The 25,365-nt window shown below is 49.9% G+C and carries 21 protein-coding genes; 1 reads left to right on the forward strand and 20 read right to left on the reverse strand.

Features of this window, described 5'->3' with window-relative positions:
• Nucleotides 1-198: 198 nt before the first annotated feature.
• The 19 genes from QZV31_RS04920 to QZV31_RS05010 form a co-directional block, all read right to left on the reverse strand.
• Nucleotides 199-1,422, reverse strand: coding sequence for a DNA polymerase IV (locus tag QZV31_RS04920; RefSeq protein ID WP_295358690.1), 1,224 nt, complete (start codon nucleotides 1,420-1,422; stop codon nucleotides 199-201).
• A 354-nt stretch (nucleotides 1,423-1,776) separates the two neighbouring features.
• Entirely contained in the window at nucleotides 1,777-4,719 is a 2,943-nt protein-coding gene (locus QZV31_RS04925) for an EAL domain-containing protein (RefSeq protein WP_295358691.1), read from the reverse strand.
• Between the two features lie 192 nt (nucleotides 4,720-4,911).
• Nucleotides 4,912-5,331 (reverse strand): hypothetical protein, encoded by a 420-nt coding sequence (locus tag QZV31_RS04930; protein WP_295358693.1) that lies wholly within the window; start codon nucleotides 5,329-5,331, stop codon nucleotides 4,912-4,914.
• 80 nt (nucleotides 5,332-5,411) lie between these two features.
• Nucleotides 5,412-5,861: a hypothetical protein gene (locus QZV31_RS04935; protein ID WP_295358695.1), complete on the reverse strand. Its 450-nt coding sequence runs from the start codon at nucleotides 5,859-5,861 to the stop codon at nucleotides 5,412-5,414.
• Between the two features lie 220 nt (nucleotides 5,862-6,081).
• A complete protein-coding gene (locus QZV31_RS04940) occupies nucleotides 6,082-6,612 on the reverse strand; it encodes a cob(I)yrinic acid a,c-diamide adenosyltransferase (protein ID WP_093730587.1) in 531 nt (176 codons plus the stop codon).
• A 154-nt stretch (nucleotides 6,613-6,766) separates the two neighbouring features.
• A complete protein-coding gene (gene ndk / locus QZV31_RS04945) occupies nucleotides 6,767-7,183 on the reverse strand; it encodes a nucleoside-diphosphate kinase (RefSeq protein WP_093730586.1) in 417 nt (138 codons plus the stop codon).
• A gap of 145 nt (nucleotides 7,184-7,328) precedes the next feature.
• Nucleotides 7,329-8,180: a zinc metalloprotease HtpX gene (gene htpX, locus QZV31_RS04950; RefSeq protein ID WP_295358696.1), complete on the reverse strand. Its 852-nt coding sequence runs from the start codon at nucleotides 8,178-8,180 to the stop codon at nucleotides 7,329-7,331.
• Between the two features lie 138 nt (nucleotides 8,181-8,318).
• A complete protein-coding gene (locus QZV31_RS04955) occupies nucleotides 8,319-8,753 on the reverse strand; it encodes an aromatase/cyclase (protein WP_295358698.1) in 435 nt (144 codons plus the stop codon).
• Nucleotides 8,754-8,862: 109 nt separating this feature from the next.
• Nucleotides 8,863-10,104 (reverse strand): aspartate aminotransferase family protein, encoded by a 1,242-nt coding sequence (locus QZV31_RS04960; RefSeq protein ID WP_295358700.1) that lies wholly within the window; start codon nucleotides 10,102-10,104, stop codon nucleotides 8,863-8,865.
• A 56-nt stretch (nucleotides 10,105-10,160) separates the two neighbouring features.
• Nucleotides 10,161-10,826, reverse strand: coding sequence for a hypothetical protein (locus QZV31_RS04965; RefSeq protein ID WP_295358701.1), 666 nt, complete (start codon nucleotides 10,824-10,826; stop codon nucleotides 10,161-10,163).
• A 26-nt stretch (nucleotides 10,827-10,852) separates the two neighbouring features.
• Nucleotides 10,853-11,740, reverse strand: a complete 888-nt coding sequence (xerD, locus tag QZV31_RS04970; protein WP_093730599.1) for a site-specific tyrosine recombinase XerD — start codon at nucleotides 11,738-11,740, stop codon at nucleotides 10,853-10,855.
• Nucleotides 11,741-11,828: 88 nt separating this feature from the next.
• On the reverse strand, nucleotides 11,829-12,092 hold the full coding sequence (gene hfq / locus QZV31_RS04975) for an RNA chaperone Hfq (RefSeq protein ID WP_256324794.1): 264 nt from the start codon (nucleotides 12,090-12,092) through the stop codon (nucleotides 11,829-11,831).
• Between the two features lie 171 nt (nucleotides 12,093-12,263).
• Nucleotides 12,264-13,196 carry a tRNA (adenosine(37)-N6)-dimethylallyltransferase MiaA gene (gene miaA / locus QZV31_RS04980; protein WP_295358703.1) on the reverse strand — a complete coding sequence of 311 codons (933 nt, stop codon included), beginning with the start codon at nucleotides 13,194-13,196 and terminating at the stop codon, nucleotides 12,264-12,266.
• 124 nt (nucleotides 13,197-13,320) lie between these two features.
• Nucleotides 13,321-14,103, reverse strand: coding sequence for a class I SAM-dependent methyltransferase (locus QZV31_RS04985; protein WP_295358824.1), 783 nt, complete (start codon nucleotides 14,101-14,103; stop codon nucleotides 13,321-13,323).
• Between the two features lie 143 nt (nucleotides 14,104-14,246).
• Nucleotides 14,247-16,301 (reverse strand): DNA mismatch repair endonuclease MutL, encoded by a 2,055-nt coding sequence (gene mutL / locus QZV31_RS04990; RefSeq protein WP_295358704.1) that lies wholly within the window; start codon nucleotides 16,299-16,301, stop codon nucleotides 14,247-14,249.
• A 108-nt stretch (nucleotides 16,302-16,409) separates the two neighbouring features.
• On the reverse strand, nucleotides 16,410-19,028 hold the full coding sequence (gene mutS, locus QZV31_RS04995) for a DNA mismatch repair protein MutS (RefSeq protein WP_295358706.1): 2,619 nt from the start codon (nucleotides 19,026-19,028) through the stop codon (nucleotides 16,410-16,412).
• A 116-nt stretch (nucleotides 19,029-19,144) separates the two neighbouring features.
• Nucleotides 19,145-20,638, reverse strand: a complete 1,494-nt coding sequence (miaB, locus tag QZV31_RS05000) for a tRNA (N6-isopentenyl adenosine(37)-C2)-methylthiotransferase MiaB (protein WP_295358708.1) — start codon at nucleotides 20,636-20,638, stop codon at nucleotides 19,145-19,147.
• A complete protein-coding gene (locus QZV31_RS05005; protein WP_295358710.1) occupies nucleotides 20,635-21,555 on the reverse strand; it encodes a SufD family Fe-S cluster assembly protein in 921 nt (306 codons plus the stop codon). The genes miaB and QZV31_RS05005 overlap by 4 nt, the downstream gene beginning before the upstream one ends.
• Nucleotides 21,548-22,294, reverse strand: a complete 747-nt coding sequence (locus tag QZV31_RS05010) for an ATP-binding cassette domain-containing protein (protein WP_093730575.1) — start codon at nucleotides 22,292-22,294, stop codon at nucleotides 21,548-21,550. Before QZV31_RS05010 ends, QZV31_RS05005 begins: the two co-directional genes overlap by 8 nt.
• Before the next feature lie 420 nt (nucleotides 22,295-22,714).
• On the opposite strand from QZV31_RS05010, the gene QZV31_RS05015 reads away from it, so the two are divergent.
• Nucleotides 22,715-23,566 carry an undecaprenyl-diphosphate phosphatase gene (locus QZV31_RS05015; RefSeq protein WP_295358713.1) on the forward strand — a complete coding sequence of 284 codons (852 nt, stop codon included), beginning with the start codon at nucleotides 22,715-22,717 and terminating at the stop codon, nucleotides 23,564-23,566.
• A 255-nt stretch (nucleotides 23,567-23,821) separates the two neighbouring features.
• Here QZV31_RS05015 and QZV31_RS05020 read toward each other — a convergent pair whose 3' ends face one another.
• A complete protein-coding gene (locus QZV31_RS05020; protein ID WP_295358714.1) occupies nucleotides 23,822-25,291 on the reverse strand; it encodes a bifunctional UDP-sugar hydrolase/5'-nucleotidase in 1,470 nt (489 codons plus the stop codon).
• Between the last annotated feature and the right edge of the window lie 74 nt (nucleotides 25,292-25,365).

Consider the following 25,365-nt stretch of genomic DNA (forward strand, 5'->3'; position numbering starts at 1 on the left):
TGCGAAAAATCCTTTATTTTCAACGGTTTCGGAGGTCTTTATTAAATCCCTATGAGGCGGTATAACTACCTACACAATTTGAGGTTTCAAATTTTTATTAAAAAAACTATTATATGAATTATTATATCACATAGAAGCCGTAACAACAATAAGGTGACGAATCGTCACGTTTCCATAAATCAAATTTTTTCGTTGTCGTCACCTGAAATAACTGTACGGATGGATGGTGTGGTCTTCCTTCGGGTTGAAGCCTGTCAGCTTTGGATCCAGCAGCGCGCTGGCCCGCAGCACGGCGTTGTGCCCGAAACGGTACCGCAGCATGTCGATGGTCTTTTCAATCTGTTCCTGCACCAGCAACTGTTCCGCCGTGTCATCGAACAGGGAAAGCTGCATGTGCCGGTTGGCGGTCACCAGGTAAATAGCGGAGAGGCTGAGGCTGCGCAGCGGTTTCTGCCAGCGGTAATGCTGCCGGAACAGTTCCATGGCCGTTTCCAGGATCGGTCCGGAAGTGCAGCAGGGATATTCCATTTTCTTTTGCCGTGACAGGGTGAACAGCGCATTGTCCCGCAAAAAGATCTGCACGCCCTGGCATTTTACGCAGCAGTCCCTCAGCCGCGCCGCCACGGATTCCGCCAGCACGGTAAACACCAGCCGCACGTCCTGCTCCGTCTGCAGATCCCGGGGACAGGTGGTGCCGTTGCCGATGCTTTTGATCTGCTCGCTTTCGCTGATCTTCCGCACCGGAGAGGTGTCCATGCCATTGGCGAACAGCCAGAGGATCTCGCCCCACTTCCCTAACCTGCGCCGTAAAACGGCAACGTCCGTCCGCGCCAGGTCCCCAATGGTGTTCACGGCGATCAGTTCCAGCTTGCGGGCAGTGGATTTGCCCACGTACAGCAAATCGTCCACCGGCAGCGGCCACACGATTTCCCGGAACCGTTCGTACGGGATGACCGTGGTGGCGTCCGGCTTTTTCAAGTCGCTGCCCAGTTTGGCAAATATTTTGTTAAAGGAAACGCCTACGCTGACCGTCACGCCCAGTTCTTCCTTCACCCGCCGGCGGATCGTGTTGGCCACGCTCACCGGATCGCTGTGCAGATACGGCAGCGACTGCGTCAGGTCGATCCAGTTTTCGTCCAGCCCGAAAGCCTCCACCTGGTCGGAGTATTCGTAATAAATTTCCCGGGCCATGCGGGAAAAGTGCAGATATTTTTTGTAGTCCGGCGGCACCAGCACCAGCCCCGGCGCTTTCTGCTTCGCTTCCCAGATGGCTTCGCCGGTGGTCACGCCCAGCTTTTTGGCGATCATGTTCTTGGCCAGTATGATGCCGTGCCGGTTCAGCGGGTCTCCCGCCACCGCCACAGGATGATTGCGGATTTCCGGACGGTACAGGCACTCCACGGAAGCGTAAAAATTATTCATATCAACGTGCAGAATGGAACGCATACGAAACACGCTTTCAGAGATTGTGGAAACAATTTCAAAAATTTGTTCATGCAATACGATTTAGATTTAACTTTGTTTCTTTCGCAATATTTGTTTTTACTTTTCGTTAATCAAAACTTTTGTTCGCTATATATTGTATCACAGTTTTTGAAAAATGAAAAGTAAATAAGTACCATGACCGGAACAAAAGTAAGGAAACGCTGATTAAATTTTTGCATTGGTTTTTATCCAACCTTTTCCGCTGTGTAAAACGAAGACAAAAAAACAACCGTGGAAAATAAATTCCACGGCTGTGAGCTCATGTAAGAAATCTTTCAAATGTTTTTCGGTTTATCCTTCCTCAATGGTTACGCCAAGAATGATTTTTTCTCCGTCGCTTTCCCGGATCAGCGTGGCTTTCAGACCTGCCGGTACAGTCTTCCCACCCAGCAGCAACCGGTACTTATGGATAAATAAACCGTGTTCCCGTATCTCCCGCAGCATATTATCTTTCGTGAAAATACGCAGATGTCTCTCTATATCATCCGGAGCAATGGCTTTCGGAGCATCGCGCACAACGTCGCCGAAGAAATCGTCCCCCTGCTTTGCCAGGCCGAAGCTCTCATATTCCTTTGACGCATTGTACTGGATATAATGACCGGTTACAGGATCGATCGTATACAGGACGATATAGTCCGGAGACAGGGCGGCGATTCTCCCTAGCGAGATCCGTTCCTGTCGCAGCTTTTTATCTTCTTCCAGTTGCTTCATGTGCGCATCAATAATACTGACGCCCAGAATCAGCCGGTTCCCGCCCCGCAGCCGGGTAATCTTCATATTCACATACATCGGCGTTCCGGTATCGATTAAGCGGTAGGTCGTCGTGAACACGCCCTGTCTGTCCAGATCACGGAGAACGTTCTCTTTGGTAAACAGTGCCAGAAACGGCGCTCTGTCTTCCTCATAGATGCGGGTCATGGTATCGCGCTTTGCCGACGCAAAGAAATCTTTCCCGCGCCGTACGATCGACAGCTCTTCCACTCCGATTCGGGAAGAATATTCCGTATATTCGTCGGAATCCAGATCGATTACAAAAAGATTGTAGTAGTCGGCGGCAAGGGATTGCGCAATATCCGCATAGGTCGTCTTCTCATCCGGTTCCGAGACGGAGAGTACAGCCATAGCAACAGCTGTCGCTCCTGTGACCGGATTCACGTGAAGCCGGCGCGCAAAGAAATGGAACACGAATCCGTCCGACGCCTTTCCGTCAAAGAATATACTGTTTCCGCTCTTACAACACTGCTTAACTTCCGAAAGATAATTTGACCATTTTGCGCCTTCCGGATTCTTGAGGTCAAGCGGATCATTTGAAATATCATAATTGAAAAACCGTTTGGTAAAAAGCTGGTAAGAACGGTTGCTGCGTAAATATCTGGCTTTGTCACCGTTAATTTCCAAAACTGCGATTGGGACCGTGTTGAAAGAACGCTGGAGGGCATTATCGTCCCCGCTGGCAATCACCCCAAGGTCGAACAGGTTCACCCGCCCGATGCTTTCATAGTAATCGGACTCCTTCGGATTTTCATTTTCAATCAGGGCGTTCTTTTGATCCATCTCCAGAAACGTTTGTAAAGCGATAGGTTTACTGTAGTAATAACCCTGGAGTTTTGAACAGCCGATTTCCTGCAGGAAGCGAACCTGCGATGCGGTTTCCACACCTTCACAGACAGTGTCTACCCCCAGGGATGTCGCCATTCTCATCAATTCGGTCAGGATAACTCTTGCATTGCCCCCCTCATCATATTTTTTCATGAAACTCATATCAAACTTGATGAGGTCGAACTGGATGCTCTGTAATACGTCCATGGAGGAATAGCCGCTGCCAAAGTCATCCATCCACACCGGAAAACCGAGTTTCCGGAATCTCTCTACCTGTTCTTTCATAAATACCAGGTCGTTACCGAGGACGCTCTCTGTGATTTCAATGGTAATCTTATTGCGGTCGACTCCGGAAGCATCTACCCGCTTGCGGATTTCCTCCACTATGTCGCAGGCATCGAAATCAGAACGGGACAGGTTGATCGAATGGGGAATTACGTTAAAGCCTGCGTCTATTTGTAATTTAATAATTTCCAAAACCCGGTCCAACATGTACAGATCCAGCTTGTAAATCAGTCCTGCATCTTCCAACACCGGAATAAACGAGGCCGGGGACAGGACGCCATTTTCCGGATCAACCCACCTGGCCAGCGCTTCCACATCGCAGACCTTTTCATTGACGGCACGGACGATTGGCTGAAGATACGCTTTAATCCATTTTTCCTGCAAGGCCCTGTCCAGATTATCCAGAATATACTGCCGGACCGCATCCTTTTCCTGCAACTTCTCTGTGAAGTATTCATAAATCGACACATAACTGTTGCGGTGCACGTTGCATGCCATCTTGGCCCGGTCGCAGGCGACGCCGATCTCCAGTTGGGGATTGTCATCCACGTAAATCCCGGCCCGCACAGGCAGCGAATTTTCGCCGTTCAGGGAATGACAGTCTTCAAACAACTTCTCCAGTTTTGCTTCCAGACCGTCCGCGTCGGTATAAACCGCAAAATTATCCTGGGCAATGCGGCAACAGCTTTCTTTTCCGAAATACGCTACAAGAAGTTCGGCAAAGGCCTGGATCAGCTTATCGCCTTCCGCATATCCGTTCTTACGGTTAAACCCGGTCAAACCGCAGAAATCACAATAAATAAGGGCTTTCTTCCGGATCCGGGCAGCGTCTGCCAGTTTAAAAAAGTTCGCCATGTTGGGAAGACCGGTAAGACCATCATAAGATGACTTACGGATCATGGTCTCTTCACGCAGCAATGCATTAAAGGAACGGGCCAGCCCATTATGGTCTACACTATTTGCGGAATAAAAGCCTTCGCTTGTGAACCAGACGATAGTCAGATGGGTACCGTCTTCGGCAACGAGCCGTTCTCCCTGGACATGTACGATCATATCGTCTTTACGCTTTTCTGTTTTAAGCCGGTACACGATATTTAAACTTCCGCCTTCGGAAATAAAACGGTTGACCTCGGCAAGGAGCCTGTCCTTATCATCCGGATGCACATTCATATACATATCGTGGTTCAGCAGCGCAAGGGCTTCTTCTCTTGTATGGGCAAACAAGTCACAGAACCCTGCGGAAATAACAAGGGGCACAATCCGATCGGCCAGTCTCTGGAAAACGACAAAAGGAATTACGGAACGTTCCAGAACCTGCAGAGCACTTTTACTGTACTTATATCCAGCCATACGTATGCATCTTCCTTTGCTGTCTTACTTTATCAACAATCCGTTTATTGGTTTATGATAACAAAACCGTAATAGTCAGCCTGTTAGTTTATGATAACAAACTGTAATAATCAGCTTATCAGTTTATTATAACAAAACTGTCGGGGAAAAATCTACCATTATTTATACATTTATAAGAAAAATGTGAATTTGTCATTCCGTTTCTTTCGGCGACCAGGACGGTTGCAACTCGTCAATTTGGAGAACCCCGTCTGCTTTTGCCGCAATCTGGTATTTATCCTCGTACACGATTTCGCCCGGCGTGTTCGTATACACAACATAATACGGATGGTTGTACCGTTCCAGCAGCCACATGGCAGGCCGGATCATTTTCAGCATCTCTTCGGCATTCTCCGTTTTGAACCAGCACACAACAGGTTCCTGCTTTTTACAGGGAGGCGGCCACGGAAGGTTTTCCGCAAACCAGCTGTCGATCTCCCGGAAAAGGTCTGCGTCCTCTCCGGTCATAACATCCTGCTGGATCATCTGCCAGTACATGCTGAAGATGCCTTTCGCGTGCATTGTATTCTTCGCTAAGGCCTTGCCCTGGATACGGACATATTTGAATTTCATTTTGTTCACCATGGGTTTAACTTATCTGTCACGACTGTCAGGATAATTCACTATTGTACACGTAAAAATGATGTTGCTTTTTACATTTTCTTCGGCATGACCCGTTCTATTTCCGTTTGGAAATATTTGCTTTTGGCATCGAAGTCCAAAGCTTCTGTTGCATACTTTTCCTTGTCCTGTGGCGAGAGTGTGGCCTTAATGTCATCGCTGTTCGTGATGATGACCGCGCAAAGGGAGCGTCCCCAGACAAGGCCTGCCTTCCGGACGGCAGGATCTGTTTTCAGTGCGTTGATTGCCGCCTGGTATTCCGAAGAATTGTCTTTCTTATTGGAAAGACTGTACAGAAGCTCAAGCTTGGACAACACATACTCGTCCTGCTCCTGCTGTGTCATTGTCACATAGCGTTTCATGTCAGGCTCGATTTTATTCTTATAAGCCTCGTGCGCTTCGAATATGCCGAAACCGATTAAGCCAATGCCAATGGCGGATAAAACAATGATCGCAATCAGAATTTTCTTCCAGAGTTTCATGTTGCCCCCTCCTTTTCGAAAACCATAATTCTCTGTTTGAATTAAGACAATCTTATCATTTTGTAAAAAAACATGTCAAGAGATTGAATCATACCACGAATTGCCAACACACAAAGCACCGGTCAGCGTGCAGACAAATTAATCAGCGTTTCCTTAAACACTATACCGCAAAAAACCTCCCGACTCTGCGTCAGGAGGCTTAATTCATTACACTGTAATTTTATTTTTCTTTTTCCACTCCCACTTCTGTTTCTACACGGGCCAGAATAAAGCACAGGTCGGACAGACGGTTCACGCAGATGAGCAGCTGCGGGTTTACCGGTTCGGTCTCATTCAGGCGCAACAACTGGCGTTCCGCACGGCGTGTGGTGGTGCGGGCAATATCCAGCGCGCCGGCGCCGGGCGAATCCCCCGGAATAATAAAATGACTCAGGGGCTGCAGCATCGCGTCAAATTTATCGATGGTGCTTTCAAACAGTTTTACATGCTCTTCCGTAATATACGGTTGGGGCAGATTCAGGCTGGCCACATCGGCCATCATGGACATCAGCAGCTTCTGCACATTAAATATAGCTTCTTTTACGTCGTCCCGTTTTACCAGCGAACGGGCCAGGCCCAGTGCGGAAGTGATTTCATCCAGGTTCCCGTAAGATTCTACCCGTGTAGAACATTTGGAAACGCGTTCCCCGGTATAGAGCCCGGTGGTTCCCTTATCGCCTGTACGGGTATAGACTGCAGCTTTTTTCGACATACTTCATAACCTCCTTACAATTTGCTTGTACCGTAACGGTACACGGACATGATTTCTGCCATTTCTCAAATGGATCCAAAATATCACATCCCCGCAGGTTTAATGAGAGTACGGGGTAAAAAAGCCCAGACAAAATTGTCTGAGCTTTTCAATCTTAATAAATCTCTTCCGGTTTGAAGAAGTTTTTGATTTCGCGTTCTGCAGCTTCCGGGCTGTCACTGCCGTGAATTACGTTTTCGCCTTTATCCAGCGCAAAGTCGCCGCGGATAGAGCCGGGGGTGGATTCGATCGGATCGGTTACGCCCATCATGGTGCGGATGGCTTTAATGGCGTTGGGGCCTTCCACAATCATGGCAACCAGCGGACCGCCGGTAATGAAAGCTTCCAGTTCCGGGAAGAACGGTTTGTCAACATGTTCCGCATAATGATATTTAGCCTGGTCTTTGGTCATAACCAGCATTTTCAGCGCGCAGATTTTCAGGCCGCGGCGTTCAAAGCGGGCAATGATCTCGCCGATTAAATGTTTGCGTACTCCGTCGGGTTTAACTAATACTAATGATTTCTGATCCATGTTTTTCTCTCCTTTAAAAATTTATACTTTGCAAATTTGTATCAATCCGGATATTCAGTCCGGTATGAATCATAACAAAACACCGTTAAATTAAATAACAACAACTGCCGCCAAACCGAAAGCCGAAAGACGTTATCTGCCGAACTTATTTTTCCAGTTTGCCCTGCCGTTTCATTTCTTCCGCCTGCCGGCGCAGCAGGGAAACACGTTCCTGGGTGGACGGATGGGTGCTGAACAGCTTCTGCATGTCTTTGGCGCTGAAGGGGCACATAATGAACATGTGGGCCGTAGCTTCCGTGGCATTCTGCATGGTACGGCGGGTGGAGTACTGGAAAATTTTTTCCAGGGCATCCGCCAGGTAGTTCGGGTTACCACATAATTCGCCGCCGCCTTCGTCGGCTTTGTATTCCCGGCTGCGGGAAACCGCCATCTGGATCAGGGCGGCTGCAATCGGCGCCAGAATCAGTAACAGGATGGACGCGATGGGATTGTTGTTATTCCGGTCGCGGCCGCCGCCAAACCATAACGCAAAGCGGGAGACCGTCGTAATCACGCCGGCCAGACTGGCCGCCACGGTACTGATCAGAATATCCCGATTCCTGACGTGGGTCAGTTCATGGCCCAGCACGCCTTCAATTTCTTTCGGGGAAAGATAATTCATCAGCGCAGTGGTAACGGCAACAGCCGCATGCTCCGGATTACGTCCGGTAGCAAACGCATTGGGAACCTGGTCGTCAATGATATATACCTTAGGCATGGGCAGCTTGGCCCTTTCTGCCAGGCGTTTTACAATCCCGTACAGGGCAGGCGCAGAATGCTCGTCCACCTGATGGGCCTTATACTGGGCCAACACCATTTTGTCGCTGTTCCAATACGTAAAAAAGTTCATGCCCAGTGAAAATATCAACATAATTACCATGCCTTGCTGGCCGCCGGCAAAATCGCCTACCATGACCAGAAGCAGAGTCATTAATGTCATTAACAACGCGGTCTTCATAGTTACAAACACACTCCTCACATCAATATACGCCGTGGCACCATCTCTGATACCAATGCTTTGTCTGATTCAGCTACGGCAAAAAGTATTTTTAATTTTATGGTAATACATAGCTAAACTATTATAACAGACTTTATCTTATTTTTCAATTTCTCCTTTTATCGCCTGCAGCATATCTTCACTGTTCTCCCGCACCTTGCGGATCAGGATGGGGTTTAACAGCCCGGCGATCATGGGAATGCCAAACTCGAAATCCACCGCCAGGGAAACATTAACGCCTTCCTCCGTGTCAACGAGTTCCCAGGCGCCTTCCATCTTCTTTAAATCCCCTGCTGTCTGCTTATAGGTAATCTTAAACGTTTCGGGATAAAAATCGTCCCGCTCGGTCCATACGATCTTCCGGCCGTCCACGTTGGATACCCAGTGGGAAATGTCGTAATTCTCCCCTTTTTCCAGCACTTCCACGCTCACAAGGTTTTTCATGAACTTCGGATAGGAAGCCATATCCTGTATCACATCAAAAATTTTCTGTTTTTCGCCTTTGATCACAATCTCAGATTTTACAAACGGCATATAAACTCCTTTTCCAGCCTTTCTAAACGGCTGTATATTTTCTTGTACACATGCGCCAGAGAAAAAACCGCCAGAGAATCGCTTGATGAATCAGCGTTTCCTTACGTCCTTACAAATCGTTAATCGCTTCCGCCACCTGCTTAATGCAGCTGCGCAATACTTCCAACACATGGTCCACTACGGATTTCGGCATGGTCAGCGGCGGTTCGATGCGGATCACCTTGGGGTTGTTCAGCGTATACGCAACAATGATGTGCTGGTCGATCATCAGCGCCATCAGCATACCGCCGGCGCCTTCTTTTGTCAAATCCATACCGATCATCATGCCGCGGCCGCGGACTTCTTTAATAACCTGGGGAAATTCTTTCGCAATGGCTTCAATACCCTTTTTAAAATACGCGCCGGTCTCCGCGCTGCGTTGCAGAAGATTTTCTTCTTCAATCACCTGCAGGGTCGCCACCCCGGCGGCGCAGGCCATCTGCCCGCCTCCAAAGGTTGACGTGTGCAGGAACGGTGCTTCAATCAATCCTTTCCAGGCAGCTTCCGTTCCAATTACAGAACCAATGGGCATAATGCCGCCGCCCAGGGCTTTGGCCACCGCCATCAGATCCGGTTTCGCCCCGTCGTGTTCTACCCCGAACCAGGTTCCGGTGCGCCCGATTCCGGTCTGTACTTCATCCGAAATCAGCAGCGCGCCTTTTTTATGCGCAATCTCTTCCGCCTGTTTCATGTAGCCGTCAGCGGGAACATTGATGCCGCCTTCCCCCTGCACCGGTTCCAGGATCACGGCTGCCGTTTCTTCATCCACAGCCGCTTCCAGCGCAGTGATATCATTAAATGGAACATGAGTAAACCCTTCCAGCAGCGGTTTGAACGGGTCGCGATACATATCCCGTCCGGTGGCGGTCAAAGAACCGAAGGTCTTGCCGTGAAACGCATTATGAGCCGCCACGAACTTTTTGCGGCCGGTAGCCAGACGCGCCACCTTCAGGCAGCCTTCCACTGCTTCCGTCCCGCTGTTGCAGAAAAAATTGTACTGCAGATCGCCCGGTGTGATTTCCGCCAGTTTTTCCGCCAGTTTGGCAGCGGGTTCATTGAACAGCACTTTGCCGCACATGGGCATGTTGTGCAGTTCCCGTTCCACCGCCTCCACAACTTTCGGATGTTTGTGGCCCACCGCAAACATGCCGAAACCGCCCAGGCAGTCAATGAATTCGGTACCTTCCGTATCGGTGATGATCCAGCCTTCCGCCCGGGCTTCCACGCTGGACAGTCCCATGAAACGGAACAATCTAGTGGAAGACGGATTGATGTATTTTTCATATTTCTGCATTACTTCTTCGGGATTCATAAATTCCTCCAACCAGGGATCTCTCTGTTTCTAAACATGTTCATAGTAAAAGCCTTCTATCTTTTTCCTTCATCGGTCCGGCTTCTGTCGTCATTCCGGCTTCTGTCATCATTGTTCCGGCTTTTCTCATCATTTCGGCGTTCTTCTTTAGAAATGCGGGGAATATCCCTGTCCCGGTTGGTCAGGTTCCCGTGATGGAAAAAGAATATGGTATCCGTTGTAAAGTTTCTCTCGTTATCTTTGCCTGACTTCACCGCAATTCCCACATCCAGCCGCCAGGCTTCCATCCCATGCCATTTGGATTTTTCTTCGCGGATAGTTTTTACATCGGTAGTTCGCAGATGTTCCTGTACCCAGCGGGATGCTCCTTCCAGCTCGGTCGTCACCGGCACGCCTACGGCGACTTCCCGGTCGGTCCAGACCACATCGGCTCCCGACACTTCCAACAGATCCTTGTGCTGTCTGCGCCCAGTGTCCCGCAGCTGCCAGTTTTCCCGTTTCATAAGCAATACGTCGTCCACAGTCCGGTGGACCATCTTCGATTCTTCCATCAAATCAAAAGATTTAACTGTCGTATCCGATAAATCCTTTGGTTTTTCCTGTTTAAGGGAAGCATAATACACGCCGGCAGCTCCGGCCAGTATAAGCAATATGATAACAATTACGATAAAAATTCCCACGCCGATTCTGTTGCTTTCCTGGGAATTGTTTTGATCCTGCATACGCAGCCCCTCTTTTCTTCACATCCCTATTTGCGCGGATGTGCTTTCTCATAAACCGAACGCAGCCTTTTATTTGTCAGGTGCGTATATATCTGTGTTGTTGAAATATCGGCATGCCCCAGCATTTCCTGCACGCTTCGCAAGTCAGCTCCATTATCCAGCAGATGTGTGGCAAAAGAATGGCGCAGCACATGGGGTGAAATGGTTTTGGATATTCCGGCCTGCCTGCCGTACTGTTTGATAATCTCCCACACGCGCTGCCGGGTCAGGCCCTGACCGCCCAGCCCCAGAAACAAGGTTTCCGGATCCGTTTCATTTTCCATCAGGAACTTGCTTCTGGCTTCCGTAAGATATCGCTGCAGATATTCCGCCGCCACGCTGCCCAGGGGTACGATCCGCTCTTTGGAACCTTTGCCGAAGGCAATCACATAACGCATGGAAAGATTTACACTGGCGGTTTTCACCGTCACAAGTTCGGAAACGCGCATGCCGGTAGCATATAGCATTTCCAGCATGGTCCGGTCCCTCAGTCCTTCCGCCGAGGAAAGGTCCGGCGCTTCCAGCAAGGCGCGAACTTCCGCCTCTGTTAAAACTTTTGGCAGATGCACGCCTTTGGTTCCCGCTTCCACCGCTTCTGCAGGATCCGTCTGCAGATAATTTTCCGTAATCATAAAACGGTAAAACGCTTTGATGGCTGCCAGTTTCCGGGCAATGGTCGCTGCCGCCCGGCCCTGCAGCTTCAGTTTCGTAATGTAGCCGATAATCTGGGAACGCTGCACATCTGCCAGCTTGTCTTCCGAAATGGAAAGCGCCTTGCAGAAGATCCGCAGATCCCGCTGATAGGAAATCCGGGTATTGTCCGAAAGGCCAAGCTCTACCTGCAGATATTCCATAAATAACGCAAGATAATCCATGCCTTTTCTCCTTCCCCGATTTTCCATCAAGTCCGTCGCAAAAAGAAAAACAACGCCGGAGCGCCGTTTTCCTTCTTCTGCAGCCACATTACTCTTTCTTTTCGGCCTTTTCCGGCTGCATAATCGTAATATTGGCTACCGGGGAAATGGTGGAAACCGCATGCTTATATACCAGCTGCTGTTTCCCGTCATTCTCAATGATTACCGTAAAGTTGTCAAAACCCCGGACCATCCCCCGGATCTGGAATCCGTTTACCAGATAGATCACCACCGGAAGATTTTCTTTCCGTACATGATTCAGGAAACTGTCCTGCAGGTTCATCATGGTTTTATTGCCAGTTGTATTTGTCATGCTCTTACGCTCCTTTTCTTTAAGGAAACACAGATTAATCAGTGTCTCCTTAACCGTTCTCTTTATATAATTTTTTCATTCGCTGTATTCACGTTTCATTCCTATCGGAATCCATCTCCATGAATCCCATTCGGATTTCTAACTTTTTTTATTCAGTTAGTATCTTAAATTTTACATCCTTTTGACTTTTTTCTCAAGTATATCTGCCATTTCTGTTACAATTTTTTCATAGTTCAGGTTTCTGTCTACCGTAAACCAATGAATATACGGCATTTTTTTATACCATGTAATCTGCCGTTTGGCAAAATGACGGGTTCCTTTTTTAATGTTGTCAACCGCGGCAGCGAAATCACATTTGCCTGTCAGGTATTCCGCCATTTGCCGGTATCCCAGACTTTTCATGGAAAGGCAGTCCGTGGGAACTCCGGCTTTCATCAGGGCCCGGACTTCTTCTTCCAGCCCTTCTTCCAGCATCCGGTCAACCCGTTGATTGATTCGTTCATAGAGAAAATCCCTGTCCATGGAAAGACCAAACACAGCAGCATCATATTTCAGTTCATTCTGTTTTGCCTGGGAGACCCGGTCGCCGGATAATGCCGTTTCCAGCGCGCGCACCACCCTGCGCACATCATTGGGATGAAGTCGTTCCGCTGCGGCAGGATCTTCTTTTTTCAGCCGGGCATACAGTTTATCGGTTCCCTGTTCGGAAGCAAAAGTTTCCAATTGCCGGCGCAGTTCCGGGTTTTCTTCCACACTGCTGAACTGATAATCTTCCAGCAGAGCCTTTATATACAAGCCGGTTCCCCCCACCAGTATGGGCAGATTTCCCCGTAACGTAATCTGCGAAATCAATTCCGCAGCCTGCTGCTGAAAATCAGCTACGCTGTAGGACGCATCAGGCGGAAGAATGTCCACCAGGTGATGTGGCGCCATCTGTAATTCTTCCGCGGAAGGTTTTGCCGTCCCGATATTCATCTGCCGGTAAACCAGCATACTGTCTCCGGAAATAATTTCCCCGCGGAACCGTTTGGCCAGTTCAATGCCGCAATTGCTTTTGCCGGTTGCTGTCGGTCCCAGGATTACCACTATTCTTTCTTTTGGCAAAGTCGGTTTCCCCTTTTCGTCGTCAGACATATTCTGTCAAAATACCGCACCCGGGCGGTGCGATTTGCAAACAGCTTACATTATATTATACCGCATACTATACCGCAGTTTCCTGTATGCACCATCACTGTCTCTTTCGTATTCCAAAACGGACGGCGCTGTATTTCGAGCCGACAAACTCTGTACAGCCGTATTCCTGCAGGATTTCCACGCTGCGTTCTTTGATCACGACACGAGGCGCCGCCTTCAGTGCCAGTTCTACCATTTCCAACGTTAGCGGTTCCGGAAACGCCAGCGGACGCAGGGGCACCATCTCCGAGGATTTCCTTACAGGCTGACGGAACATGGGATCGAAATACACTGCGTCAAAACTGTTTTCCGGCAGCGTTTTCAAGAATGCGGATGCCTCTGCATGAATGATTTCAATGCGCTGCAGGTCCTGTACCAGTTCCGGGATTTGGCTTTTATAGGAAATTACGCCCCGGCTGGTAAGGAACCACAACGGCAGCGAAGCTTCCAGCCCGACAACCTTCCCTGTTTCTCCCACTGCATGGGAAGCCAACAGCGCATCCGCCGCCAGTCCCACGGTGCAGTCCAGTACCCGCTGACCTGGGGAAAGATGCATGGCGGTTAGAAAATTATCGGTTTCGTTTCGCTGCACAACACGCTGCCAGCGGACTTTTCCAAGTCCCGGATGATACAGCATCATGCCTTCCCGTGAGTAAAGCTGCGGTCCTTTCTTTCCGGCAATCAGCAGCGCGTCGAGATGATGGTCCGCCAGCATCGCATCCAGAGAACCGTTATCATAACGTTTTACATACGGAACCTGCAGCTGCAACGCCCAGGCTCTGGCCTGTTCTTTCAGTATCCGGTTATCATTTTTGTTGCAGGTTACCGCAAACTTCACTGCTTCCAACTCAGTCTCCCTTACGTCGCAGGGTATCGTTCCATTTATTATATGGTTTTGCAAAAACCGAACAACGAATACTCTTTGCACACCGTAGCATCATTAAATACGTTATGTATGATTTGCCGGTCAACCCTTTCTGATTACCGGTCATAGGGTACATTCTTCCCCGGCAGATCAAATCCGGTGCGCTTAAACAGTTTATATAATTCATCGCTGGTCACGGCAATCATACAGGGACGGCCGTGAGGACAGGTAAAGGGATGGGTCGTGTTGCACAGGTCGATGATCAGCTGCCGCATCTGCCGCATATTCAGCACTTCCCCTGCTTTAATGGCAGCCCGGCAGGCAGTCATGTGCAGCACATCCTGTCGCAGCTCGCTGGCTTCCGGTGTTCGGTGGTCCCGCAGATACTGCGCGATTTCACGGATAAAATCTTCCGCATCTTCATTTCTGATATCGCTGGGCAGGCTGGCAATCCGCACAGAATTCTCCCCGGCTGTGGTAATGTCCACTCCTAATTTATAGAACGCATCATGATGCTGTTCCAACAGCTCCACATCTTCCGGCTGCAGTGTGACGTACAACGGAATCAGCAACTGCTGGGCCGGAATATCGTTGTGGGTCAGCACCAGACGGTCATACAAGATGCGTTCATGGGCTGCGTGCTGGTCAATCAGATACAGTGTGTCTTCCGACTGGGCGATGATAAAGGTTTTGTCCACCTGCCCGATAGGCCAGATGGTTTCCAGCGTATCCTCACCCGCAAGCTGCATCGCTACCGTATTGTCTGTCTGCAGCGGCGCCTGGTCTTGCATGAGCTGACGGGTCTCGCCTAAACTGTACACCGGTTCTTTCGGTGACTCTTCCCCGTATGCGTTGTCCGGTCGTTTCCATATTTCCTGACGGGGATGGGAAAAAGCGGCTCCGCTTTGCCGATGATTCCCGAAATGCGTTTCCCTGTTTTCGTAATGACCGTAACGATTTATGTCTTCTCCGAAATCCCGGTTCAGATGGCCCTGCCGCCCTGTATCTGCTATCTCTCCGAAGATAGTCTGCTGACCGGCCGGTTCATTGCGTACGGCACCGGTTCCCTGTCCTGTTGCTGAATCATTTCCTTTTTCCGCCCGTTCCAGTACCGCTGCCAAAGCCTGCCGGTTCTGTTCCTGCAAACTCTTTTCCTGTTCCGCATGCATCGGCTTTGTCAGCGCATCGGTCAGGGCACGGAAGACCGCTTTATATATAGCGCTTTCGTCACTGAACTTGATTTCACTTTTCTGGGGATGCACATTCACGTCGATGGTAGCCGGGTCAACCTGGATATCCAGCACGGCAAAGGCAAACCCCCGCTTGGGTATCTGGGACTGATAGGCATGCTCGATGGCCTTGCTGATCATCAGATTGCTGATGCTGCGGCCATTTACCAGAATGGTCTGCCAGCCCCGGGTACCTTTCAGCAGCGTGGGCTTGCCGATAAATCCCTGTACCAAAATACCGGCAAACACACCGTCCAGTTTTACCGGCAGCAGATCGTCTGAAACTTTTTTCCCGTACAGTGCGGTAATCGTGTCTTTCAGATTGCCCAGTCCGGGAGTCACCAGCACTTCTTTATCGTTGCTGGTCAGTTTGAACCGTACATCCGGCCGGGCCAGGGCGATGCGTGTCAGCATTTCCGTAATATAACGGCCTTCGGTGGATACCGTTTTCAGAAATTTGCGGCGGGCCGGTACGTTATAGAATAAATCTTTAACGATAACCGCAGTCCCTGCAGGTCCGCCGGTCTGAATGCATTCTTCCTCTTCACCGCCATTCACTTTAATAGAAGTGGCCAGTTCTTCCTGCTGCGGTCTGGTCAACAGTTCAAACCGGGACACCGAAGCGATACTGGGAAGTGCTTCCCCCCGGAACCCCAGGGTGTGGAGGCTGCGAAGGTCGTCCACTTCACGGATCTTGCTGGTTGCATGACGCTGTAACGCCATGCGGGCGTTCTGCTCCGTCATGCCGCAGCCGTTATCGGCTACCCGGATATATTCCGTGCCGCCTTCAAAAATCGTCACTTCTATGCTGTCCGCCCCGGCGTCCAATGCGTTCTCCACCAGTTCCTTTACCACCGAAGCAGGCTTTTCCACCACCTCGCCGGCCGCAATCTGGTTCGACGTATTGGTATCCAGCAAGCGGACTTCCCGTTCCTGAAGCATACCTCACTCCATTCCACCGTCCTCGGCAGACGGCAAAATCAACAATGACTAAATTACATATTACTGTTCATGCCACCTTATAGCGGCAACACAAAAGGTTATTGGCTGTCACACCACACCGCTTTCCTTTTTCGCTTCCTGCTGCAGTTTATACAACTCGTTCAATGCTTCAATGGGCGTCATGCTCATTACGTCCAGTTGCAGCAGTTCCGACTGCAGGGCGCTTGTAAACAGGGAACCCATGCCAAGATCGGCAGGTTCTTCTTTTACAGAATTTTGCGCGGCGCCGCCACTGTTGCAGGTTGCAGTTCCGTCGCAGATAAAACCTTTGTTCCGGTCGTACTCTTCCAGTATTTCATCTGCCCGTTCAATAACTTTTTTGGGCAGTCCTGCCAGCCGGGCCACGTGCACGCCGTAGCTCCGGTCCGTGCCGCCCCGGATGATGCGCCGCAGGAAGACGATATCGTTGCCCCGTTCCTTAATGGCAACGGAATAATTTTTAATCCCTTCCAGCACATCTTCCATGGTGATCAGTTCGTGGTAATGCGTGGCAAACAACGTTTTCGCTTTAATTTTTGTCTGGATGTATTCCATCACCGCCCGGGCAATGGACATGCCGTCGTAGGTGCTGGTACCCCGGCCCACTTCGTCCAGGATGATCAGGGAGTTCTTCGTGGCGTATTTTAAAATCTGGGCCACTTCGTTCATTTCCACCATAAACGTGCTCTGCCCGGTAGCCAGGTCATCGCTGGCCCCAACCCGGGTAAAGATACGGTCCACCGCGCAGATATCCGCGCTCCGGGCCGGAATAAAACTGCCCATCTGGGTCATCAGCACCAAAAGGGCAACCTGCCGCATATAAGTGGATTTCCCCGCCATGTTGGGCCCGGTGATGATCACCATCCGTTCATCGGCAGAATTCAAAGTTACATTGTTCGGTACAAAGATTTCCTTGTCCAGCAGCCGCTCCACTACGGGATGACGACCGTCTAAAATCCGGATTTCCCCCCGGTTGTTCAGTTCCGGCCGGTGATAATCATATTTAAACGCCGCCAGGGCTAATGCGGCCAGCACATCCAGACGGGCCAGGGCATGGGCCGTGTCCTGGATTTCCGGAATATCTTTCCGGATCTCGTCCCGGATCTTATTAAACAGATAATACTCCAGGGATTCGATTTTTTCCTTGGCGCTTAAAATCTTGTTCTCAAAATCTTTCAGTTCCGGAACGATATAGCGCTCCGCATTGACCAGCGTCTGTTTCCGCACAAATTCCGGCGGCACGGCGGACGTCTGGCCCTTGCTGACTTCGATATAATAGCCGAATACTTTATTGAAGCCGACTTTTAAGGTTTTTATACCGGTTGACTCTTTGATCTTCTGTTCAAAGTTTGCCATCCACTGGGAATTATTCCGGGCAATGTCGTGGAGTTCGTCCAGTTCCAGGTCGTAACCGTCTTTGATCATACCGCCTTCCCTGACGGTAAAGGGCGGTTCGTCCACAATGGCCGCTTCCAGGGTATCATGGATTTCCCGGTGCATGTGGATGCTGGCTGATAATTTTTGTAGCAACCCGGATTTCGCGCCCTGCAGTTTTTCTTTCAACGCCGGCAATGCGGCCAGAGACGCCCGCAGGCTCACCAGATCCCGGGCGTTAGCGCTGCCCACTTCCAGACGGGAAAGGATGCGTTCCAAATCAAAAACTTCTTTTAAACTTTCCTGCAGACTGTCCCGGAGGGCGGGATTCAGTACCAGTTCTTCCACCGCGTCCTGCCGTTCCCGAATCTTTACAATATCCAGCAGCGGGCACTCGATCCAGTTTTTCAGACAGCGGGAGCCCATGGAAGTTCCCGTAAAATCCAAAATGTCCAGCAACGTGCCCCGCTTGCTGCCGTCACGCATGTTCTTGATCAGTTCCAGATTCCGGATGGCCGTGGCGTCCAGATTCATGAACTGTTCCGTGGTAATCCTCTCCAACCGGTTGATCTGGGACAGATCCGTCATCATGGTCTCATGAAGATAGGCCAGCAGGTTCTGCACCGTGGACCGGACCAGAGGATCCAGTTCCAGCGTACCGAAATGCAGTTTGACATAATCTTCCGGTTCTTTAGCCGGTTCATAAAACGAATAGAGACAGTCTGTCAGTTTCGATTTCAGCCAGTTTTCCAGCGCGTCCCACTGGTCTATGCCGCTTTTCAATACGATTTCCGAAGGCTGCAGGCGGAAGAGCTGTTCTTCCACAGAGATCAGCCGTTCACTACCGTTGGCCGTGTACCAGCGGCATTCCCCGGTGGAAACATCCGCCAGGGCCATACACAGTACACCGTCGTCTTCCTGCAGATACACCAGATACCGGTTGCCGGACTCTTCCAGCAGCGCCTCATTTAAAGCGGTACCGGGGGTGATTACCCGAATGACCTCCCGTTTGACCAGACCCTTTGCCAGCTTCGGGTCTTCCATCTGTTCACAGATGGCAACGCGAAAGCCTTTTTTAATCAACTTCGCAATATAGGGTTCCACCGAATGATACGGCACGCCGCACATGGGTATCCGTTCTTCCAGACCCCCGTTGCGGCCTGTCAGCGTCAGTCCCAGTTCCCTTGAGGCAGTTTTGGCGTCCTCAAAAAACAGTTCATAAAAATCGCCGCTGCGATAGAACAGCAATTCATCCCGGTATTGATTTTTGAAATCGAGATACTGCTGCATCATCGGCGTTAATTCATTGGGCATAGTTCCTCCTGCATCGTCCGTAACGGACATTACATTTCGGATTTCATCTTCTAAAACTATGTTTGCAGATTACACATAACCGCAAACCGGATATTCAAAAACAATACTGCATGAAACTAACGGACTCTTTTCCCTTTCACCAGCCAGGTCTGGGCGCTTTCAATCTGAATCTTCACCAGTTGCCCGGGACGAATGGGAAGGTTGCTTCCCTCTTCCGTACCTTTTACAGAAACGTTGGCAGAAGCTGAATCGTCAGGCAAATTCACAGGATTTGCCACAGCCTTATCCGATGCGTCAATGTTCTGCTGCCACAGCACCAGTTTGTTGCCCCGGGTACGGCCGCTCCAGGTCTCCGGATGCTTTTCCGTAGGACCTTCCGCCATCACTTCTACCGTCTGCCCCACCAAACGCTTATTGATACACAGGGACTGCCGGTTCTGCACATCCATCAGTTTCTGCAGCCTGGCGTGCTTCACGTCATCCGGAATCTGGTCCTGCATCCGGGCGGCCGGAGTGCCGCTGCGTTTGGAATAAATAAAGGTAAAAGCGGAATCAAAGCCCACCTCTTCCACCAGACTGCAGGTCTCGGCAAAATCCTCATCCGTTTCGCCGGGAAACCCTACAATGATATCTGTGGTAATGGAAGCCTGGGGAATGTATTTACGTATCGTCTTCACCAATGCAAGGAACCGTTCCCGTGTGTAACCCCGGTTCATGGCTTTTAAGATCCGGCTGCTGCCGCTCTGAAGCGCCACATGGAAATGCTCACACAGATGCGTCCCCTGCGCCACCGTTCGGATTACTTCTTCCGACATATCCCGGGGATGGCTGGTCATAAAATGGACCCGCTCCACGCCGGGCACCTGATCTACCGCTTTCAGCAACGCGGCAAACGGCTCTGCCTTTAAGGCTTCAGTAAACCCTTCTCCCACCGCGCTGCTGACGGACAGCAGCTTTTCTTCTTCATGGTTCCGCAAAAAATCCTTGCCGTAGGAATCCACATTCTGCCCCAAGAGGGTGATTTCCTTATAACCGGCCGCCACGGCAGATCGCACTTCTTCTAAAATATTCTCAATGCTGCGGCTCCGTTCCCGGCCCCGTACGTACGGCACGATGCAGTACGTACAGAAATTATTACAGCCGTACATGATGGGGATCCAGGCGCTGAAGCCGCTCTCCCGCACGCGCTGTCCTTCAAACTCACTGCTCTGTACTTCCAGGCTGGTGAACACGCCTTTTTTGCGTTCTTCCAGATAATCCTGCAAAATCTGTTTGAAAGAATTTACATACGAAGTACCTAACAGCAGATCAATCTGGGGATATTTTTTCACCAGCGCCGCGCCGTCCTTTTGCGCCATGCACCCTGCCACACAGATAATCTGCCCCGGATGCCGGGCCTTCACACGTTTCAGCTCACCGATTTTTCCCAGAATCTTAAGTTCCGCGCTTTCCCGGATGCAGCAGGTATTCACCAGGATCACGTCGGCCCGGACTAACTCTTCCGTGCGTGCGTAACCCAGTTCCTCCAACTGTCCCGCGTAATGCTCCGCGTCGCTTTCGTTCATCTGGCATCCGTAATTTAAAATGGAATAATATTTTTCTTCTCTCATTTCAAAAATCCGTTGATAATCTGTTCTTCCGCCTGTTCCTGGGTAAGTCCCAGGGTCATCAGCTTGATGATCTGTTCCCCGGCAATCTTGCCGATGGCCGCTTCATGTACCAGGGCCGCATCCACATTGTTGGCATCCAGCTGGGGTATGGCCAGCACCCGGGCCTTGTCCATGATGATGGCGTCGCACTCTGTGTGCCCTTTGCAGGCCGCGTTGCCGGTAATGCGGGAAGAAAACTCCTGGAAGGACTCTTCCCTTGCCACGGAGCGGGACACCACATCTGCCGCAGCGCCGTCTCCGTTCAGATAGGTTTCATAAATGCTTTTGGCTTTCTGGTTCCCATGGGTCATGAGCCGTTCCCTGACCACCAGGGACGCATTGGCTGCCAGTTCCGCTTTCGTGGTGCGGACCGTGGAATCCACGCCCTTGATCTGCGCCATTTCCATTTCCATGGAACTGCCTTCTTCCAGATAGGCTTCCGTCACCGGGTTCAGGATGCGCTTGCCACGGCCGTCCCCTTCTCCGTAATGCTTTTCTACATATTTTACTTTGCTGTTTTTGCCCACAAAGAAGCGGTGCACCCCGTCATGCTCGGAATCCTGCACGCCGCAGTTATGGATGCCACAGCCTGCTACGATGACTACATCACAGTCTTCACCAATATAAAAATCGTTATAAACCGTTTCTTTCAGTCCGCTGTCACTGAGTACAACCGGAATATGTACACTTTCCTTTTTCGTCCCCGGTTTGATGCGGATATCGATGCCGCTCACATCCGCCTTGGAAACAATGTCAATATTAGCCGTCGTGTTCCGCGCCGCCAGCTTGCTGTTGGCCCGTATATTATACGCGCCGGTAGGTACCGTATGGAGATCCGCAATCTCCGCCAGGAGTCGTTTCTGAATTGCATCAATCACAGTTCGCACCTCCCCGTTTCAGGCAGCCGCATACGCCAACTGCGTCACTTGTCCCCAACAGTTCCGGAAGAATTTCTTCCCGGGGTCCGTGCTTTGTGACCTGTCCGTTGGCCAGCACTACGATCTCATCGGCAATCTGCAGGATCCGTTCCTGATGGGAGATAATCAGAATGGAACGGGTATTGGCCGTGCGCATCCGTTCAAACACACTGATCAGATTCTGGAAGCTCCACAGGTCGATGCCCGCTTCCGGCTCGTCGAAAATAGCCAGTTGGGTTCCCCGGGCCAGCACGGTAGCGATTTCTATCCGCTTTAACTCTCCGCCGGAAAGAGAGGCGTTCACTTCCCGGTTGATATAATCCCGGGCGCACAGTCCCACTTCCGATAAAAATTCACAGCAGGCGCTGACGGTCAGTTGTTTGCCTGCTGCAATGCGCAGCAGATCCAGTACCGTGATTCCCTTGAACCGGGCGGGCTGCTGGAACGCAAAGCTGATGCCCAGGTTGGCACGCTCCGTAATGCTTTTGCCTGTAATGTCTTCCCCGTTAAATATAATCTTTCCTTCTGTCGGCGTTTCAATGCCGGCGATGAGCTTTGCCATGGTGGACTTACCACCGCCATTGGGACCTGTCACGACAACAAACTTCCCGTCGTCAATGTTCAGATCCAGATGCCGGATGATCTCTTTCTCTTTACTGTCATCCTGCACGTTAAAACTGATGTCTTTTAACTCAAGCATGATTCCTCCGTGTTATGATTCCTCTATTCTTCCTTTTCTAATATTTCTATGGTTAGCCTGTTACTCCTTTTTGCACAGATTTTACAGATATTATACCATGAATCTGCCGATACGTTTAGCAATTTGCTTCGTAACAGATACCATAATAATATATATCAGATTAGTAGGAATTGCAATACCGCGATATGTTTAATTTAGTAAAATATCTGTGAAAACTTCCTTCTCTTATCCGCACGTATTAAAACCGCTCACTACCAACATGGTATTATCTTCTCATTAGCAACGAAATACTGGCCAAATGAGTTGGTACAACAGCCGCACGTGAGATGAATTGTGCAGCGTTTCCAAAAATCCGTCTGCAAAACTTTTAAAAAACTATAGCTATTTTTTATATTTGTGGTAAAATAGGAAAGTATTATTATGAATAAGGAGATTTTTATTTTGCAGGAAATTATTAAAGCCATACTGTTTGGCATCATTGAAGGCGTCACCGAGTGGCTGCCCATATCTTCCACCGGCCACATGATCCTGTTGGACGAATTTATCCATTTAGGAGTCAGTGCCCAGTTTTATAAGCTGTTTGAAGTTGTGATCCAGTTAGGCGCCATCCTGGCTGTCATCCTTTTGTACTTTGAAAAAATCTGGCCTCTGAAACAAAAAGACGGGACCCTCACCCTGGACCGCCCCACCCTGGACCTGTGGGGAAAAATCATTGTAGCCTGCCTGCCTGCCGCCGTCATCGGTATCCTGTTTGACGACTGGATGGAGGAACATTTCTTTACACCGGAAGTTGTAGCAATCACCCTGATTTTCTATGGCATACTGTTTATCCTGATCGAGTCCCGTAACATCGGTTCCGGAAGCGTTAAAAACGTAAAGGATATCTCTTACCGCAAAGCCATCCAGGTAGGTATCTTCCAACTGCTGTCCCTGGTGCCGGGCACATCCCGTTCCGGTTCCACTATCATCGGCGGCCTGCTGATCGGGCTGGAGCGCAGCGTAGCCGCAGAGTTCACCTTTTATCTGGCTATTCCCGTCATGATTGGTGCTTCCCTGCTGAAACTGGTAAAATACATTCTGCGGGTCGGCTTCGTATTTAACAGCAACGAATTACTGATCCTGGCAGTGGGCTGCATAGTAGCATTTGTAGTCAGCATCCTGGTCATCCGGTTCCTGATGAGTTACATCAAAAAGCATAACTTTATCGTGTTCGGTTACTATCGCATCGTATTGGGCCTGATGGTGCTGGGATATTTTTGGTTTTTGAAGTAAATCGTATCAATAGTTCGTATAAGTAAAAACAGCGGCGGTAACGTATTTGCAAAACATCGGAAGCGTTTGCTTAGTTTCATGAGATGAAATGAGCCGACCGTGGCGAGGCTGTCTGAGGGCAAAGCCCGAGTTTCGAGCCACAGGCGAATGAGTCCATGAAACTGCAAACACGGACGGTTTTGCAAATACGTTACCGCTGCTGTTTTTTTATTTAAGAAAGTTCTGATAAAATGAGTTAATGAAAATACGCTCAACTTACTCTTCAATCACCAGCCGCTGTTCTTCCGGTGCTGTCAGATGCGGGTGGGAAGAAAAATACTCTTCCAGCAGTCCCAGACTGCGTGTCGCAATAACCTTCGGCATGCCGTTTCGGGTAATCTCCGATTCGGAAATATCCAATCCGGTCTTCAGGTTTTTGAAATGGAACTGATGCATACCTACCCGCAGCTTCTCGTCCTCTCCGACTTCCCGGCCATACATGGTAAAGCTGGTAACCTTTTTCTGCTTTTTATTGTACACGATCCGCATCCCTTCGGAGAATTGGTAAAACTCCGTATGAGCGTTGGGGTCAAAGGCTTCGTCCCGCAGCATGTACTCCATCATATGGCGGAACTGACTCCCTGTCACTACATACCGGTACACTTCTTCGTCAAAAGGTTCCATTTCCTGTAAATCTTTCAGCGTCATGATCGGACCCAGTGAATGGCTGCGGAGGCTTCCGGAAGCGTGCAGCATGATATCCAGTCCAAGTGAATCTTTAAAGGCATCAGCAAATATTTTTCCCACCTGGGTTTCCCGGTTACGGGCAGGATGGGTATAGCGTTCCGGGAAACGAGTCAGAATCCGGTTGTATTTCGTTTCCGTAATGTTGTGATATTTTTCAATGATTTCTTTCAGTGTCTCATCTTCCGGGCAACGATCCGGTGTGATGGGGATCAGCTGCCAGGTGTAACTGTCAATACTGTTCCGATCCGTATCCACCATGATATCGAAACGGCCAATCTGATCGGTACCGGATGCTGCCTGTACAATGGGGATTCCGTTTACCTCAATGGGTTTTTCCAGCAGCGTATGACTGTGCCCCCCGATGATCAGGTCCACACCCCAGCGGGGATCCAGGATCGCTGCCAGCTGCTGGTCCGCCTCGATGCCGACATGAGTAAGCAACACGGTGAAATCAATGTCTTCTGTCTGATAGGCATCACAGATGCGCCCTACTTCTTCCGCAGCTTCCCTGATATCCACCAACGTGCCGATCAGTTTTTCCAGCTTGGTCTTCTGCAGTACTTCTTCTGTCAGGATACCGATAAACAGTACCTTCATCCCGTCAATCTCCAGAATCCGATGGGAACGGAACAGGCGCCTGCCATTGTGTTTCATGTACAAATTGGCGTTGATGATGGGAAAGTTGGCACACTTTTCCAGAAACAGAAGATGGGCCAGCCCGTAATCCACTTCGTGATTGCCGATGGTAACCACATCCGGCGCCAGGAGATTCATGATTTCAATAGTAGACACACCTTTGAATTCCGAATCGATCAAAGATCCTTGAAACATATCCCCGGCAATGGCGTAGATCACATTTTCTTCTTCCCGGCGTACCTTATTTACGTAACCGGACAGCATGGAAACACCGCCCACCAGCTTATCATCTACTTTTTCTACCAGAAAATCGCCGTGCAAATCGTTGGAATGGAGCAAAGTAAGCTTTTTTAAATGTTTCATTGTGTTTCCTTTCCTTCTTTCTTTCTTGTACTGCAAAAACCATTGTTAGAAAAAGAACAGATCATCCGATTCAT

It is taken from the genome of uncultured Succiniclasticum sp. (assembly GCF_902793885.1).
In the GTDB taxonomy this organism is placed as follows: domain Bacteria; phylum Bacillota; class Negativicutes; order Acidaminococcales; family Acidaminococcaceae; genus Succiniclasticum.

Excerpts from the sequence above, each read along its gene's own strand:
- QZV31_RS04925 (WP_295358691.1), bottom strand. The coding sequence starts at position 4,719 with ATGGCTGGATATAAGTACAGTAAAAGTGCTCTGCAGGTTCTGGAACGT.
- QZV31_RS04935 (WP_295358695.1), bottom strand. The coding sequence starts at position 5,861 with ATGAAACTCTGGAAGAAAATTCTGATTGCGATCATTGTTTTATCCGCC.
- xerD (WP_093730599.1), bottom strand. The coding sequence starts at position 11,740 with ATGGATTATCTTGCGTTATTTATGGAATATCTGCAGGTAGAGCTTGGC.
- hfq (WP_256324794.1), bottom strand. The coding sequence starts at position 12,092 with ATGACAAATACAACTGGCAATAAAACCATGATGAACCTGCAGGACAGT.
- QZV31_RS05010 (WP_093730575.1), bottom strand. The coding sequence starts at position 22,294 with ATGCTTGAGTTAAAAGACATCAGTTTTAACGTGCAGGATGACAGTAAA.
- QZV31_RS04930 (WP_295358693.1), bottom strand. The coding sequence starts at position 5,331 with ATGAAATTCAAATATGTCCGTATCCAGGGCAAGGCCTTAGCGAAGAAT.
- ndk (WP_093730586.1), bottom strand. The coding sequence starts at position 7,183 with ATGGATCAGAAATCATTAGTATTAGTTAAACCCGACGGAGTACGCAAA.
- QZV31_RS05015 (WP_295358713.1), top strand. The coding sequence starts at position 22,715 with ATGAATAAGGAGATTTTTATTTTGCAGGAAATTATTAAAGCCATACTG.
- QZV31_RS05020 (WP_295358714.1), bottom strand. The coding sequence starts at position 25,291 with ATGAAACATTTAAAAAAGCTTACTTTGCTCCATTCCAACGATTTGCAC.
- QZV31_RS04960 (WP_295358700.1), bottom strand. The coding sequence starts at position 10,104 with ATGAATCCCGAAGAAGTAATGCAGAAATATGAAAAATACATCAATCCG.
- mutS (WP_295358706.1), bottom strand. The coding sequence starts at position 19,028 with ATGCCCAATGAATTAACGCCGATGATGCAGCAGTATCTCGATTTCAAA.
- QZV31_RS04955 (WP_295358698.1), bottom strand. The coding sequence starts at position 8,753 with ATGCCGTTTGTAAAATCTGAGATTGTGATCAAAGGCGAAAAACAGAAA.
- htpX (WP_295358696.1), bottom strand. The coding sequence starts at position 8,180 with ATGAAGACCGCGTTGTTAATGACATTAATGACTCTGCTTCTGGTCATG.
- mutL (WP_295358704.1), bottom strand. The coding sequence starts at position 16,301 with ATGCTTCAGGAACGGGAAGTCCGCTTGCTGGATACCAATACGTCGAAC.
- QZV31_RS04920 (WP_295358690.1), bottom strand. The coding sequence starts at position 1,422 with ATGAATAATTTTTACGCTTCCGTGGAGTGCCTGTACCGTCCGGAAATC.
- miaB (WP_295358708.1), bottom strand. The coding sequence starts at position 20,638 with ATGAGAGAAGAAAAATATTATTCCATTTTAAATTACGGATGCCAGATG.
- QZV31_RS04940 (WP_093730587.1), bottom strand. The coding sequence starts at position 6,612 with ATGTCGAAAAAAGCTGCAGTCTATACCCGTACAGGCGATAAGGGAACC.
- QZV31_RS04965 (WP_295358701.1), bottom strand. The coding sequence starts at position 10,826 with ATGCAGGATCAAAACAATTCCCAGGAAAGCAACAGAATCGGCGTGGGA.